This window comes from Pseudomonas sivasensis (assembly GCF_052938085.1).
The window spans coordinates 688,367-703,212 of sequence record NZ_CP176442.1 but is presented as its reverse complement, the minus strand read 5'-3'; the positions used below and the strand labels follow the sequence as shown (position 1 = coordinate 703,212).

Genomic DNA, 14,846 nt, shown 5'->3' with positions numbered 1-14,846 from the left:
TAGAATGCCCTCCTTTTCTGCCCCCGATCCTTGAGGACCGCCATGTTCAGCCGTGATTTGACCATTGCCAAGTACGACGCCGATCTCTTCGCCGCCATGGAGCAAGAAGCCGTGCGCCAGGAAGAGCACATCGAGCTGATCGCTTCGGAAAACTACACCAGCCCTGCGGTCATGGAGGCTCAAGGTTCGGTTCTGACCAACAAGTACGCCGAAGGCTACCCAGGCAAGCGCTACTACGGCGGTTGCGAGTACGTCGACGTGGTTGAGCAACTGGCCATCGACCGTGCAAAAGAACTGTTCGGCGCCGATTACGCCAACGTCCAGCCACACGCCGGCTCCCAAGCCAACAGCGCCGTGTACCTGGCCCTGCTGCAAGGCGGCGACACCATTCTGGGCATGAGCCTGGCACACGGCGGTCACCTGACCCACGGCGCCAGCGTTTCCTCCTCCGGCAAGCTGTACAACGCCGTTCAATACGGTATCGATGCCAACGGCCTGATCGACTACGACGAAGTTGAGCGCCTGGCGGTTGAACACAAGCCAAAAATGATCGTGGCCGGTTTCTCTGCCTACTCGCAGATCCTGGACTTCCCACGCTTCCGTGAAATCGCCGACAAGGTTGGCGCCTACCTGTTCGTGGACATGGCTCACGTGGCCGGTCTGGTCGCCGCGGGCGTCTACCCGAACCCGGTTCCATTCGCTGATGTGGTAACCACCACCACCCACAAGACCCTGCGCGGTCCACGTGGCGGCCTGATCCTGGCTCGCGCCAACGCCGAGATCGAGAAGAAGCTGAACTCCGCTGTATTCCCAGGCGCCCAGGGTGGCCCGCTGGAGCACGTGATCGCCGCCAAAGCGATCTGCTTCAAGGAAGCACTGCAGCCTGAGTTCAAGACCTACCAGCAACAAGTGGTCAAGAACGCCCAGACCATGGCCAGCGTGTTTATCGAGCGCGGCTTTGACGTAGTGTCCGGCGGTACTGAAAACCACCTGTTCCTGCTGTCGCTGATCAAGCAGGACATTTCCGGCAAAGATGCTGACGCTGCCCTGGGCAAAGCCTTCATCACCGTGAACAAGAACTCGGTACCGAACGACCCACGTTCTCCGTTCGTCACCTCGGGCCTGCGCTTCGGCACCCCGGCTGTGACCACTCGTGGCTTTAAAGAAGCAGAGTGCAAGGAACTGGCCGGCTGGATCTGCGACATCCTGGCAGACCTGAACAACGAAGCCGTGATCGACGCGGTCCGTGAGAAGGTCAAAGCCATCTGCAAAAAACTGCCGGTATACGGCGCTTGATTGCAGTTGCTTGAATAAAAAGCCCGGCTCTTAAGCCGGGCTTTTTTATACCAATTGTCCAGTTTGAAATGCGCCCAAGTGTGGGAGGGGGCTTGCCCCCGATAGCAGTGTGTCAGTCACATATAGGTTTACTGACCCACCGCCATCGGGAGCAAGCCCCCTCCCACAGTTGACTGCATTACACATCAGGGTTGGTAGACTTTGGCAAAGCCTTCGCGGATTTTGTCTTCCGGCAATTCATCGGCAATAAACACGATCACACTCTCCCGCGCTTCACCCTCGGCCCATTCGGTGTCCCAATCGAACCCGTAGAGCTTCAGCACGCCCTGAAACACCATACGGCGGTCTTCGCCGGCAATGTTCAGCACGCCCTTGTAGCGCAGCAGTTGCTTGCCGTGGTCTTCCAACAGCTCATTCATAAACTCGCTGAGGCGGTCGATATCCAGCGGCTGGTCGGTGCGCAGCACCAGGCTGGAAATACGGTCGATGGACGGGGCCTTGCTCACCGGGCGCAGGCTCATGCCGGCGTTTAGGTTGAAGCCGCGGACATCGAGCAGTTCTGCCAAATCAATCTTGCCGTGCTCGACCACACGAATCGGCGCGCGGCGGTTGATGCGGGTGAGGCGATCACTGAGCGCCTCGAAGGTGGCGTCGTCCACCAAATCACGCTTGCTCACCAGCAGGCGATCGGCAAAACCGATCTGGGCCTGGGCGATGGTCTGGGTCAGGTGGTGCTCGGCGTGGGCCGCGTCCACCAGGGTGATGATGCCGTCGAGGATGTAGCGCTCGCGCAGTTCTTCATCGATGAAAAAGGTTTGGGCCACCGGCGCCGGATCGGCCAGGCCGGTGCACTCGATCACCAAGCGATCGAAGGCGATCTCGCCGGTGTCCAGGCGCTCAAGCAGCAGATAGAGAGCCTTGGTGAGGTCGGTGTGGATGGTGCAGCACACGCAGCCGTTGGACAGGGTCATGACTTGCACCGGTTCTTCGCCCAACAACTGGGTGTCGATACCGGCATCGCTGAATTCGTTTTCGATCACGGCGATTTTCAAGCCGTGTTCGGCCTTGAGCAGATGGCGCAGCAAGGTGGTCTTGCCGGCGCCGAGAAAGCCGCTGAGTACGGTCACTGGAATGGGAGAGGACAAAAAATTCTCCTTGAAGGAACACTGAAACAAATGTGGGAGGGGGCTTGCCCCCGATAGCAGTGTGTCAGGCACTTATCTGTCACTGACACACCGCTATCGGGAGCAAGCCCCCTCCCACAGTAGATCACCACCAGCCCGAACTAACGGGTCAGCAGCACTTGGGCCCACCCTTGCCGCCGTATCGGGCCTCCTGACGTTCCCGGAAGAACGCCTTGTAGTCCATCATCGGCTTGTCTGGGTGCTTGGTTTGCATATGCTCGACGTACGTGTCGTAGTCGGGCATGCCGACCATCAAGCGCGCGGCCTGACCGAGGTATTTACCGAGGCGACTGATGTCATTGAACATGTTTGCAATCCTCGGTTATGCGTCGGGTACTGCCTGGAACGGGGCTTCTTTATCCGTACGCTCTTTGTTGCCCCAGGCGGCGACGCCAACCTTGAGCGCATAGAACAGGATGCTGAACACCACGAACAGGAACAGCGCCGTCAGCGTTGCGTTGGTGTAGGCGTTCCAGATCACGTGCTGCATCTGGTCGATGCTCTTGGCCGGGGCCAGGATCTGACCGTTAGCCAGCGCGTCACTGTACTTCTTGGCCAGCGACAGGAAGCCAATCGCCGGGTTGGCGTCGAACAGCTTGATGAAGCCTGCGGTGGTGGTGCAAATCAGCAGCCAGACAGCCGGCAGCATGGTCACCCAGATGTAGCGCTGGCGTTTCATTTTAATCAGCACGACGGTGGCGAGCATCAGCGCGATACCGGCCAGCATCTGGTTGGAGATACCGAACAGCGGCCACAAGGTGTTGATACCGCCCAGTGGGTCGATCACGCCTTGGTACAGCAGATAACCCCACATCGCCACGCAACCGGCGGTCGCGATCAGGTTGGCGGTCCAGGATTCGGTGCGTTTGAGCGCCGGCACGAAGGAGCCAAGCAAGTCTTGCAGCATGAAGCGACCAGCTCGGGTACCTGCGTCAACAGCCGTCAGAATGAACAGCGCTTCGAACAGGATCGCAAAGTGGTACCAGAACGCCATGGTGTTTTCACCCGGCAGTACGCTGTGCAGGATCTGCGCGATACCCACCGCCAACGTCGGTGCACCGCCGGCGCGTGCCAGGATGGTGGTTTCACCGATGTCATGGGCCACGGCCGACAGTGCCTCAGGGGTAATTGCAAAACCCCAGCTGCTGACGGTTTGTGCCACGGTAACCACATCGCTGCCGACTACGGCGGCTGGGCTGTTCATAGCGAAGTAGACGCCAGGCTCGATCACCGAAGCGGCAACCATGGCCATGATGGCGACGAACGACTCCATCAACATGCCGCCGTAACCGATGTAGCGGGCGTGGCTTTCATTGGCCAGCAACTTGGGCGTGGTGCCCGAGGAGATGAGCGCATGGAAACCCGAGACCGCGCCACAGGCGATGGTGATGAACAGGAACGGGAACAGGCCGCCCTTCCACACCGGGCCGGTGCCGTCGATGAACTGGGTCAGGGCCGGCATTTTCAGGTCTGGCATGGTGACCAGGATGCCGATTGCCAAGGCGATGATGGTGCCGATTTTCAGGAAGGTTGAGAGGTAGTCACGCGGCGCCAGGATCAGCCACACCGGCAGTACCGCCGCGACAAAACCGTAACCGATCAGCATCCAGGTGATCTGGATCCCAGTGAACGTGAAGGCCTTGGCCCAGACCGGATCAGCGGCAATTTGCCCGCCCAGCCAGATCGAGCCGAGCAGCAACAACACGCCAATGATCGAAATTTCACCAATGCGGCCCGGGCGGATGTAGCGCATGTAGATGCCCATGAACATCGCGATCGGGATGGTCGCCATCACCGTGAAGATGCCCCATGGGCTCTCGGCCAGCGCCTTGACCACGATCAGCGCCAGCACCGCAAGGATGATGATCATGATCAGGAAGCAGCCGAACAGCGCGATGGTCCCCGGGATACGGCCCATCTCTTCACGAACCATGTCCCCCAGGGAACGGCCGTTGCGACGGGTCGACAGGAACAGAACCATGAAGTCCTGGACCGCGCCGGCCAGCACCACGCCGGCAATCAGCCAGAGCGTGCCGGGCAAGTAGCCCATTTGCGCCGCCAGTACCGGACCGACCAACGGGCCCGCACCGGCAATGGCCGCAAAGTGGTGACCGAAAAGGATGTGTTTGTTGGTCGGCACATAGTCCAGACCGTCGTTGTTGATCACTGCGGGGGTAGCCCGCCGTGGATCGAGTTGCATCACGTTGTTAGCGATGAACAGGCTGTAGTAGCGATAAGCAACCAGGTAAATGGCCACAGCAGCGACCACAATCCACAAGGCGTTGATCGCCTCGCCTCGGCGCAAGGCCACTACGCCCAGGGCGCACGCTCCTACGATTGCCAGCACCAGCCAGGGTAGATGGCGTAGCAGGCTATTATTATTTTTCATTTTTATATTCCAGCCAGGGTGGACAGAAAGGACAGCCGTTCGGAGTTTAGCGCTGTTGGCCTTAAAGGCCACCCCCCTACGTTGGTCTAGAGCCTTGCAACGAAGAAAAAACCAGAAAAAACGGCCCAATGATGGCGCAGGGCTACAATCCTTTTATCCACAGAGGGTTTCACCATGACCGAGCAAGCGTCTGATCGTCGCCGTTTTCGCCGGATTGCCTTTGATGCCAAGACCGAACTTCGGCAAAACGGCAACGAATGGCCAGTGCAATTGGTGGATTTATCGCTTAAGGGCCTGTTGGTGCAACGGCCTGAAGAGTGGAAGGGAAATAAGGCGCTGCCGTTCGCGGTCGACATACGCCTGGATCCCAAGGCGCATATAAAGATGCAAGTACGGCTAACCCACGAAGCAGTGGGTCAACTGGGGTTTGTGTGCACAGACATCGACCTGGACTCGATCAGCCACTTGCGGCGGCTGATCGAGTTGAACCTAGGCGATCAGGAGGAACTGGAGCGAGAGCTGGGCGCGCTGCTGGAAGTGTGATGGCTCAGGGGAACGCACTACGTGCGGGAAAATCACTTTCCATGTCCCAGTAACCCTTCTTCTGACTTGAGGCGCCGTGCCACTGCCCGTCGACAAACCGATAGGTCTGATAACGGGTGGCAAAGTCATCCTCACCGTCGCCGTCCATAAATGATGACACCTGCAGCAGTTCATCCGCGCCGCCGTTGGCTGGCGTTGCGATCATCCACGAAGCCTTGCCGGTATGAGCCAGGGTCAGCGCCTGGACTTTGCCGTCGGCGCCCTGGTAACTCAACGGCTTGAGTTGCTGCTTGCCGGGCAGCAGTAACTGCGTGGCAGGCCCGCTGTAGCTGCCCATGGGGGCGGTCTGATCGATGGTCAAAAAATACACAGGCTCGGGCAGCCCTTTGAGCGGGGCTTTCTTGACCTCGGCCAAGGGGTAGCCGAGGTCTTCGTGAGCTATTACCTCGCCAGAGGCCGATACCCACCGCACCTGGGCTTCGAGCAGCGGGTTGTCGACCAAATCGCCGGGCTCGTCGAACGAGTCTTCATCCAGCCCACTGCCCCAACTGTCCTTGTGCAGTTGGGGGCTGATGCGCTGGTCTTCGAGCACCTGCAGCACACTGCCCTCTGGCGTCACCAGCGTTTGCGCCAGGCGATAGCCCGTTGGCAGCTCCGCCCAGGCCATGGCGGGCAAGCTGGCCAAGGCGATAAACAGGGCGACTACACCCCAGTGATTCGATCGTTGCATCGCGTCCATCCCTGAATTATTCGAAAAGTGCATCCAGTGCCTGTTCCAGGCGCGTGACCCCAATCACCTGCAATCCTGGCGGCATTTCCTTCGGCGCGTTGCCCTTGGGCACAATCGCGCGTTTGAAGCCATGCTTGGCCGCTTCCTTCAAGCGCTCCTGACCGCTCGGCACCGGACGCACTTCGCCGGACAGGCCGACCTCCCCAAATACCAAGAGGTCGTGCGGCAGAGGCCGGTTACGCAAGCTGGACATCACCGCCGCCATCAAGGCCAGGTCGGATGCGGTCTCCAGCACCTTGACCCCACCCACCACGTTGAGGAACACATCCTGATCGTGGGTCGGAATGCCGCCATGACGGTGTAACACCGCCAGCAACATCGCCAGGCGGTTCTGATCCAGCCCCAGCGTGACCCGGCGCGGGTTCGCCAGATGGCTGTCATCCACCAATGCCTGGACTTCCACCAACATCGGTCGGGTGCCTTCCCACGTCGCCATCACCACACTGCCTGGGACTTCTTCCTGGGCACGGGTCAGAAAAATCGCCGAAGGGTTGGAGACTTCTTTCAGTCCCCGGTCAGTCATGGCGAATACACCCAGTTCGTTCACTGCGCCGAAACGGTTTTTCACCGCCCGCAGCAAGCGCAGTCGACCATCGGACTCGCCTTCGAAATACAGCACGGTGTCGACCATATGCTCCAACACTCGCGGCCCGGCCAGCGCGCCTTCTTTGGTCACGTGGCCGACCAGGAAGATCGCCGTGCCGCTCTGCTTGGCATACCGCACCAGTAGCGCTGCACTTTCGCGCACCTGGGACACACCACCCGGCGCCGATTGCAACTGCTCGGTGAAAATCGTCTGGATCGAGTCGATCACCATCACCTTTGGCTTTTCGATACGGGCCGTGGCGATGATGCTTTCGATGCAAGTCTCGGTCATGACCCGCAACTGATCCTGAGGCAAGCCAAGACGGCGTGCGCGCATGGCCACTTGTTGCTGGGATTCTTCACCGGTCACATATAACGCCGGCATGCGGCTGGCAATGCTGCACAGGGTTTGCAGGAGGATGGTCGATTTACCGATGCCAGGGTCGCCGCCGATCAGCACCACCGAGCCGTCCACCAGGCCGCCGCCCAGCACACGGTCCAGTTCACCTGAGGCGGTGGAGAAACGCGGGATTTCTTCGACGCTGACTTCGGCCAGGGTCTTGATCTGCGCCTGCTGCCCAGTCCAGCCGGCGCGGCCCGTGGGCGCCGCAGCGCCGCCGCTTTCGATCATGGTTTCGGTCAGGGTGTTCCACGCACCGCATTCGCCGCACTGGCCGGCCCACTTGGGAAAGGTCGCGCCGCACTCCGTGCAGCCGTACATGCGCTTGGCCTTTGCCATTTGAGAACCTCCAACCGAAAAACCGCGATGATAGCTCAGCGCGGCGCCGGGGTCCGGATTTCACCGCTGGCCAATCGCGAAGCACTGTTGCCGATCGGGTCTTCGGCGTTGAGGTCAGCGCCTTTGGCTTTCAATTCATCAAGCAATTCGACGCGCTTGAACAGGCCTGCATACATCGCGGCCGTCTGCCCGGCACCGTTGCGTTGGTCGGGGTTGCAATCGGTGGCCAGCAGGCGCTGGGCAATGTTCAGCTCGCCTTTGAAGATCTCGCCCATCAGCGCGGTGTTGCCACGTTTGTCCTGTACACAGGCGTCGGCACCGGCACTGAGCAAACGCTCCACAAACCGGCCCTGACCGTGATAGGCGGCGAGTATCAACGCGGTGTAGCCCTTTTCGTCCTGGGTGTTGAGGCTGTAGCCAGACTCAATAAAGGTGTTGAGCATATCGAGGTCGCCACGGCGGGCGGCGTCGAAGTAATAATCCTGCAACTGTGCCTTGAGTGCTGCCGGTTCGGGGGATTCGGCATGGGCGACAAAGGCCAGCATGGCCATCAGCAAACCGATAGAAATACGCATGGGTTTCTCCTGCCATGGGTCGACGCCCCAACCGGCGCGTCGACCGTCACCAATGTCAGTCAGTCAATTTTTCAGCCAGCGCCTTGACGCGGGCCAGGTCACCCTTCGCGACCTTGGCCACGCCGGTGCCGTATGCCGGGTCCGCTTTGTAGAGGAACGAGAGGATGATGTGCTTGCTCTCGTCATCCGTGGTGGCCAGTGAGCCGCCGAAGTTGTCGATCAAGTCCTGCTGCTCTTTTTTGGTGTATGAGCGATACAGATCACCGGCCTGCTTGAAGTTCTGCTCGCGCTGAATCTTCGCCTGCTGGGTGCTACCAGACAGTGCCGTCTGGCTGTAGCGCGCGGTTTGCGGCTCTTCGCGGTTTTCCAGGCGGCTTGGCTGGTAGTTCACGCCGCTGGTGGTCTTGCCGAAGTTCATCGCGCCGTCCTGGTTACCGTTGTTGACGGTGACCCGTGGGGCATTGATCGGCAGTTGCAGTGCATTGGCACCCAGGCGGTACATTTGGGTGTCGGCGTAGGAAAACACCCGGCCTTGCAGCAGGCGGTCTTCCGACGGTTCGATGCCGGGCACAAGGTTGGCCGGGGCCATGGCGACTTGCTCGGTTTCCTGGAACACGTTCGCCGGATTGCGGTTCAGCACCATCTGCCCAACTTTGCGCTCAGGCACGTTTGGCCAGATCTTGGTGGCGTCCAACGGGTCGAACTCAAACTTGGCCAAGTCTTCGGGCTTGAGCACTTGCACATACAAGTCCCACTTGGGGAAGTCGCCCTTGTTGATATGGGTGACCAAGTCGTTAGTCATATGGCTGTAATCACGACCTTGCACTTCGGTGACTTGCTTTGGATCAAGGTTCTTAATGCCTTGCAGGCTCTTCCAGTGGAACTTGACGTAATGCACTTCGCCTTTGGTATTAATCAATTTGTAGGCATGTACGCCATTACCGTCCATTTCCCGATAACTGGCGGGCGTGCCAGAGTCCGAATACAACTCGGTCAGCGTGCGCGTGGCCTCGGGTACATGAGAGAAGAAGTCAAAGCGACGGGAGTCATCATCCAAGTTCGTGCGCGGATCCGGCTTGAACGCATGCACCATGTCCGGGAACTTGATGGCGTCACGAATAAAGAAAGTTGGGAAGTTATTGCCGACCAAGTCCCAGTTACCGTCAGCGGTGTAGAACTTGGTGGCGAAACCGCGCGGGTCACGCAGGGTTTCCGGGGAGTGGTTGCCGTGAACGACGGCCGAGAATCGCACAAATACCGGGGTGGCTTCGCCAGCGGCGAAAACTTTGGCCTTGGTCAGGTCGCTGAGGTTATCAGTCACCGTAAACGTGCCGTGGGCGCCGGTGCCCCGGGCGTGCACCACGCGCTCGGGAATGCGTTCGCGGTCGAAGCGCTGCAACTTCTGAATGAGCTGCACGTCTTGCAGCAGCACCGGGCCATTGGCGCCGGCGGTTTGCGAATTCTGGTTGTCGCCGACGGCCGCGCCGTTATCTCGCGTCAGGTTAGCGGCTTGCACCGAAAGAGAAAGCAGACTGGCAGTCGCCAGCAACAGCGCATGTCGCGCCAGCACTGGACTGCGGCTCATTGGGTTGTTCATCGAGGTTTCCTCTGGTTTTTTTAGTGCACATTCAGTTGTGCTTGCCAGAGGCTAGTGACCTGGGAGTCAGAAGATAAATAGAAAAACCCCACCAGGCCGATTAAGAAATTAATGTGGTAACCCACTGAAACAGCGAGTATTTCGCGCGCGATTGGTGGCACTTTGCAAACTATTTGCGTTTTAATGTGTCGATTAAAATTAACAGTATTAACAGTTGTGTCGCACAAGCCCTATACGACTGACTTACACTGTGCTTCACCCTTCTCATCTGTAACAAGGAATAACCTATGAGCGTGATCAGTGAGTTCAAGGCCTTCGCGGTCAAAGGTAATGTGGTCGACATGGCCGTCGGTATCATCATCGGCGCAGCCTTCGGCAAAATTGTTTCCTCGTTTGTCGGCGACGTGGTGATGCCGCCCATTGGTCTGTTGATCGGTGGTGTGGACTTTGGTGACCTGGCGGTCACCCTCAAGGCGGCCCAAGGCGATGTTCCCGCCGTCGTGCTGGCCTACGGCAAGTTCATCCAGAGCGTGATCGATTTTGTCATCGTCGCCTTTGCGATCTTCATGGGCGTGAAGGCCATCAACCGCCTCAAGCGCGAAGAGGCCGTAGCACCTAGCCTGCCGCCGACGCCGACCAAAGAAGAACTGCTGCTGGGGGAGATCCGCGATCTGCTCAAGGCACAGAACGACAAGCCGCTTTAACCCGGATCGGCTTAAAAAAAGGCGCCTGCTTGAGGCGCCTTTTTTATTACCAGTAGTTTTCCACCGCCACCTGCCCAGGCCTGCGGCTCAGGCTCAGTTGCATATCACGCTGCTTGAGCAACTGGCGGGTGTCATCAACCATCTGCGGGTTGCCGCAAATCAGCACGCGGGAATGCTCCGGGCTCAGCTCTACACCCGCTGCGCGCTCCAGCTCACCGTTTTCAATCGAGGTAGTAATGCGCCCGCTCAATGCGCCTGGATGGTGCTCGCGGGTAACGAGTGGAATGTAAGTCAGTTTGTGCGCGTACTCGGCAAGGTACTCACGCTCACCCAGTTCCTTGATCAGCGACTGATAGGCCAGTTCCTTGGCTTCCCGCGCGCTGTACACCAGCACGATCCGCTCGAATTTCTCCCAGACTTCGAAGTCCTGCAGGATCGACAAAAACGGCGCGACTCCGGTCCCTGTCGCCAACATCCACAAGTCACGGCCATCGACGAACCGGTTCAAGGTCAGGAACCCCGTAGCCTGGCGTTCCACCATCAAGGTATCGCCCACGCGCAGGCGGCTCAGCTCGCTGGTGAACTCGCCTCCTGGGACCACAATCGAGAAGAAGTCCAAGTGCTCATCAAACGGCGAGGAAACTATCGAGTAAGCGCGCCACACCGTAGTGCCGTCCGCCTTGGTCACGCCCAGACGCACGAACTGACCCGCAGTAAAACGGAACCCAGGGTCGCGAGTGGTTCGCAGCGTAAACAGGCTGGGGGTCAGCGATTGCACATCGAGCAAGGTCTGGCGGGTAAATTTCTCAGCACTGGCCGTCATGGGGGGCTCCGTTCTACAGGTGCCCTAGTGTCCCTCAAAGTCGCGCACGGAAACACCGGTGGTTTGTAGTGGCATCGCGCAGCCCTTAAGTAGTGGCAATTTAGTGGCAGCCCAACCCATTGGCTATTAGTCCCTCTGCCCTAGCTACAAGCCCACTCTAAGTTGATCATTCAACTCACTAAAAAATCGAAAAAAACCAACTAAGCGCCGTTACACCCCTTTTGCCGTCCTTAAAAAATCTTCTTAAACCCCCTGCGTTCAAGAGCGAAATTTTCCTCTTGCACCGTAAGTAATGTCCTACACTCCTTTCCGTGCATTTGGGAGTTCAGGAGGTATCCCATGTCTTGTAGACCCCACATGGAGAGTTACCAATGGTTAACTGGCGTAATACACGTCTTCCCAAACTGGAAGGTGAAAGCGAGGCCACCACTCTTTTCGAGATAGCCCTCAACCACACCTTCGCACTCGGCTTCCAATACTGTTCCTTTACGATGAGTTCACACCTACCCAACAATCGAACGAAGCCCGTTCGCTTCAATAACTATCCAGATGAGTGGAACAATCTTTACAACCAAGCGCACTTCTTTGAAGTGGATCCTGTGGTAACACATTGCAAACGCTCTGTATTACCCATCGTCTGGGAGGAAAAAACGTTTAAAGACTCACCCAACTTATGGTCTTTGGCTCAGTCGTTTGGTGTGCATTTGGGTTGGACCCAAGCAGTGCATGATTTCCAGGGTGTGTTCAGCATGCTTACCCTGGGTCGCAGTAAAGGTGCCGTGACTCCGGAAGAGCTCTACGAAAAAGCTGGCCAGGTCCTGTGGCTTTGCCATGCGATGCATGCGGCCGTGGCGCAGACTTACGCGGCCAGCCCCAGTATCAACCCTGCGAAAAAATTGACCTCGCGCGAGACCGAAATCCTCAAATGGTCAGCCATGGGCAAAACTGCCGCAGACATTGCCACCATCCTGTGCCTTTCCGAACGTACCGTGGGCTTTCACATCTGCAGTTGCTTCAAAAAGCTGGGGGTCAACAACAAGATCGCCGCTGTGCTCTGTGCCTCGAAAGCAGGGCTGTTTTAACCGCCCTTGAAACACCGCATGTAATCCCCGTAGAAAAAAAGTAACATTTACGCCCAATTCTGAGTGCAGGGCCCCTTGGGGCCCGCCTGTAGTTCACTCAGACGGTTGCGCAGGTCATTGCCGCCGCCCATCGATTACCCAGAGCCTCCCCCGCCATGCCCCTGCTCGACAGCCCCTTCGCCCAGCTCGATCTGATCCGCCAGCCAGAGCAACATAACGATCCGCTGCAAGCCTTCGATGCGGCCGACGAATACCTGCTCAGCCACCTGGCCGGACAACAGCCGAGTGCAGCGACACGCGTGCTGGTACTCAATGATAGTTTCGGTGCCTTGGCGGCCAGTCTTGAAGGCCAGATGCAGGTCACCTCCAGCGGCGACTCGTTTCTCGCCGCCCAGGGCCTGGAGAAAAACCTGGTACGCAATGGCAAGGCGTTTGATGGCGTGACTTTCGTGCCTGCCCACCAAGTGCCGACCGGCCCCTTTGACCGAGTTCTGATCCGCGTACCCAAAACCCTGGCACTGCTGGAAGAACAGCTGATCCGCCTGCAAGGCCAACTGGCACCGGGCGCAGAGGTCATCGCGGGGGCGATGGTCAAGCACCTGCCCCGTGCGGCCGGTGAGTTGCTGGAGCGTTACATCGGGCCGATGCACGCCTCCCTTGCGGTAAAGAAGGCACGGTTGCTGATTGCCACTCTGGAAGATCGCCCCGCGGCAGTCTCGCCCTACCCAACGCGCTATCAGCTTGAAACTCCCGCTATCGAACTGCTCAACCACGCCAACGTGTTCTGCCGTGAAGGCCTGGACATCGGCACCCGCGCCTTCCTGCCGCACCTGCCCAAAGGCCTGGGCAGTGCGCGCGTCGCGGACCTGGGCTGCGGCAACGGCGTGCTGGCGATTGCCAGCGCGCTGCAAAACCCGGACGCCCATTACACCTTGCTCGACGAGTCGTACATGGCCGTGCAATCAGCCCTTGAGAACTGGCAAGCCGCCCTCGGCGAACGGGAGGTGACCGTGCGTGCTGCCGATGGCCTGGCCGGCCAGGCCTCGGACTCTCTGGATGTGGTGCTGTGCAACCCACCGTTCCACCAACAACAAGTGGTCGGCGACTTCCTCGCCTGGCGCATGTTCCAGCAAGCGCGGGAAGCGCTGGTGGTGGGCGGCGCGCTTTATATAGTCGGCAACCGCCACCTGGGTTATCACAGCAAATTGGCGCGACTGTTCCGCGGTGTCGAGCAAGTGGCCGCCACGCCGAAATTCGTCATCCTCAAAGCGCGCAAATAAAAAAAGCCCTGCCTTTTCCAAAGGAAAAAGCAGGGCTTGAAAACCGGGCCGCAAAGCCCGGATCGGGATGTCAGTGGGTGGTCAGGCCGGCCGCATTCATGAACATGCGCATCAGGCTGGCCACGACGAACAGTGCCAGCACACTGCCGGTCCAGATCATCGCCAGCCACCCCAGACGCCGCCACAACGGCTGTTTCTCGCCCTCTTCAATTTCGTGCAACGTAGGTTTGCCGGACATGCCACAACCCTCCTAGTGATAGCCGTCTTCGTGGGTGACCTTGCCGCGGAACACGTAGTAGCTCCAGAAGGTGTAGCCCAGGATGAACGGGATGATGAACAGCGTACCCACCAGCATGAAACCCTGGCTTTGCGGCGGTGCGGCCGCGTCCCAGATCGACACAGAGGGCGGAATGATGTTCGGCCACAGGCTGATCCCAAGGCCGCTGTAGCCGAGGAAAATCAACACCAGCGTCAACAGGAACGGCGTGTAGTGGGCATTACGCGCCACCGCGCGGATCAACCCGTACATGGTCACCAGCACCAGGATCGGCACCGGCAGGAACCAGAACAGGTTCGGCAGGGTGAACCAGCGCGTCGCGATTTCCGGGTGCGCCAGCGGCGTCCAGATACTGACGATGCCAATCACCGCCAACACAACGAATGCCAAGGGCCGCGCCAGGTTGTGCATCTTCTCCTGCAACGGGCCTTCGGTTTTCATGATCAACCAGGTGCAGCCGAGCAAGGCATAGGCCACGATCAACGCCACGCCGCAGAACATCGTGAACGGTGTGAGCCAGTCCAGTGAGCCACCGGCAAACTGGCGGTCCACCACCGGAATCCCGTCGATAAACGCCCCCAGCGCTACACCCTGGAAGAACGTGGCCGTCAGCGAACCGCCAATAAACGCCTTGTCCCACAGGTGGCGCTTGTGGTCCTTAGCCTTGAAACGGAACTCGAAGGCCACGCCACGGAAGATCAGCCCGATCAGCATCAGGATCAGCGGCAGGTACAGCGCCGACAACACCACCGAATAGGCCAGCGGGAAGGCGCCAAACAACGCTGCGCCACCGAGTACCAGCCAGGTTTCGTTACCGTCCCAAACCGGGGCGACGGTGTTCATCATCACGTCGCGGTCGACTTTGCCCGGAATAAACGGGAAGAGGATGCCAATGCCGAGGTCGAAGCCGTCCATCACGACGTACATCATGATGCCGAAGATGATGATCACGGCCCAGATCAGCGGAAGATCAATACCCATC

At 58.9% G+C, this 14,846-nt stretch carries 15 protein-coding genes; 5 read left to right on the top strand and 10 right to left on the bottom strand.

What is annotated here, in order from left to right:
• Window positions 1–42 precede the first annotated feature (42 nt).
• On the top strand, window positions 43–1,296 hold the full coding sequence (gene glyA, locus ACKZ62_RS03440) for a serine hydroxymethyltransferase (protein ID WP_032884674.1): 1,254 nt from the start codon (window positions 43–45) through the stop codon (window positions 1,294–1,296).
• Window positions 1,297–1,481: 185 nt separating this feature from the next.
• Here glyA and yjiA read toward each other — a convergent pair whose 3' ends face one another.
• The 3 genes from yjiA to ACKZ62_RS03425 all read right to left on the bottom strand — a co-directional run bounded on the left by yjiA (window position 1,482) and on the right by ACKZ62_RS03425 (window position 4,869).
• Window positions 1,482–2,441, bottom strand: coding sequence for a GTPase (gene yjiA, locus ACKZ62_RS03435; protein ID WP_447096322.1), 960 nt, complete (start codon window positions 2,439–2,441; stop codon window positions 1,482–1,484).
• 148 nt (window positions 2,442–2,589) lie between these two features.
• Window positions 2,590–2,787 carry a YbdD/YjiX family protein gene (locus tag ACKZ62_RS03430; protein ID WP_003176208.1) on the bottom strand — a complete coding sequence of 66 codons (198 nt, stop codon included), beginning with the start codon at window positions 2,785–2,787 and terminating at the stop codon, window positions 2,590–2,592.
• Between the two features lie 15 nt (window positions 2,788–2,802).
• Window positions 2,803–4,869: a carbon starvation CstA family protein gene (locus tag ACKZ62_RS03425; RefSeq protein WP_032884672.1), complete on the bottom strand. Its 2,067-nt coding sequence runs from the start codon at window positions 4,867–4,869 to the stop codon at window positions 2,803–2,805.
• A 174-nt stretch (window positions 4,870–5,043) separates the two neighbouring features.
• Here ACKZ62_RS03425 and ACKZ62_RS03420 point away from each other — a divergent pair, with 174 nt between their 5' ends.
• The gene (locus ACKZ62_RS03420) at window positions 5,044–5,412 is read left to right on the top strand and encodes a PilZ domain-containing protein (RefSeq protein ID WP_032884671.1); all 369 of its coding nucleotides are present in this window, start codon (window positions 5,044–5,046) and stop codon (window positions 5,410–5,412) included.
• Between the two features lie 4 nt (window positions 5,413–5,416).
• On the opposite strand, the gene ACKZ62_RS03415 is transcribed toward ACKZ62_RS03420, so the two are convergent.
• The 4 genes from ACKZ62_RS03415 to katB are packed head-to-tail and all read right to left on the bottom strand — an operon-like array spanning window position 5,417 to window position 9,698.
• On the bottom strand, window positions 5,417–6,142 hold the full coding sequence (locus ACKZ62_RS03415; protein ID WP_339483860.1) for a hypothetical protein: 726 nt from the start codon (window positions 6,140–6,142) through the stop codon (window positions 5,417–5,419).
• Between the two features lie 16 nt (window positions 6,143–6,158).
• Window positions 6,159–7,526: a DNA repair protein RadA gene (gene radA / locus ACKZ62_RS03410; protein WP_032884669.1), complete on the bottom strand. Its 1,368-nt coding sequence runs from the start codon at window positions 7,524–7,526 to the stop codon at window positions 6,159–6,161.
• Window positions 7,527–7,561: 35 nt separating this feature from the next.
• The gene (locus ACKZ62_RS03405) at window positions 7,562–8,101 is read right to left on the bottom strand and encodes an ankyrin repeat domain-containing protein (protein ID WP_447096321.1); all 540 of its coding nucleotides are present in this window, start codon (window positions 8,099–8,101) and stop codon (window positions 7,562–7,564) included.
• 55 nt (window positions 8,102–8,156) lie between these two features.
• Window positions 8,157–9,698, bottom strand: a complete 1,542-nt coding sequence (katB, locus tag ACKZ62_RS03400; RefSeq protein WP_032884665.1) for a catalase KatB — start codon at window positions 9,696–9,698, stop codon at window positions 8,157–8,159.
• A 287-nt stretch (window positions 9,699–9,985) separates the two neighbouring features.
• Between katB and mscL the strand changes: the two genes are divergently transcribed.
• On the top strand, window positions 9,986–10,402 hold the full coding sequence (mscL, locus tag ACKZ62_RS03395; protein ID WP_032884664.1) for a large-conductance mechanosensitive channel protein MscL: 417 nt from the start codon (window positions 9,986–9,988) through the stop codon (window positions 10,400–10,402).
• Window positions 10,403–10,448: 46 nt separating this feature from the next.
• On the opposite strand, the gene ACKZ62_RS03390 is transcribed toward mscL, so the two are convergent.
• On the bottom strand, window positions 10,449–11,225 hold the full coding sequence (locus ACKZ62_RS03390; RefSeq protein WP_095186240.1) for a ferredoxin--NADP reductase: 777 nt from the start codon (window positions 11,223–11,225) through the stop codon (window positions 10,449–10,451).
• A gap of 371 nt (window positions 11,226–11,596) precedes the next feature.
• On the opposite strand from ACKZ62_RS03390, the gene ACKZ62_RS03385 reads away from it, so the two are divergent.
• Together ACKZ62_RS03385 and ACKZ62_RS03380 are read left to right on the top strand one after the other, a co-directional pair.
• Window positions 11,597–12,307: a helix-turn-helix transcriptional regulator gene (locus ACKZ62_RS03385; protein WP_095186239.1), complete on the top strand. Its 711-nt coding sequence runs from the start codon at window positions 11,597–11,599 to the stop codon at window positions 12,305–12,307.
• Between the two features lie 155 nt (window positions 12,308–12,462).
• Window positions 12,463–13,587, top strand: a complete 1,125-nt coding sequence (locus ACKZ62_RS03380) for a methyltransferase (RefSeq protein WP_032884661.1) — start codon at window positions 12,463–12,465, stop codon at window positions 13,585–13,587.
• Window positions 13,588–13,657: 70 nt separating this feature from the next.
• Here the strand turns inward: ACKZ62_RS03380 and ACKZ62_RS03375 are convergent, their stop codons facing one another.
• Entirely contained in the window at window positions 13,658–13,825 is a 168-nt protein-coding gene (locus tag ACKZ62_RS03375) for a DUF2474 domain-containing protein (RefSeq protein WP_081797589.1), read from the bottom strand.
• A 12-nt stretch (window positions 13,826–13,837) separates the two neighbouring features.
• Entirely contained in the window at window positions 13,838–14,845 is a 1,008-nt protein-coding gene (gene cydB / locus ACKZ62_RS03370) for a cytochrome d ubiquinol oxidase subunit II (protein WP_032884660.1), read from the bottom strand.
• Between the last annotated feature and the right edge of the window lies 1 nt (window position 14,846).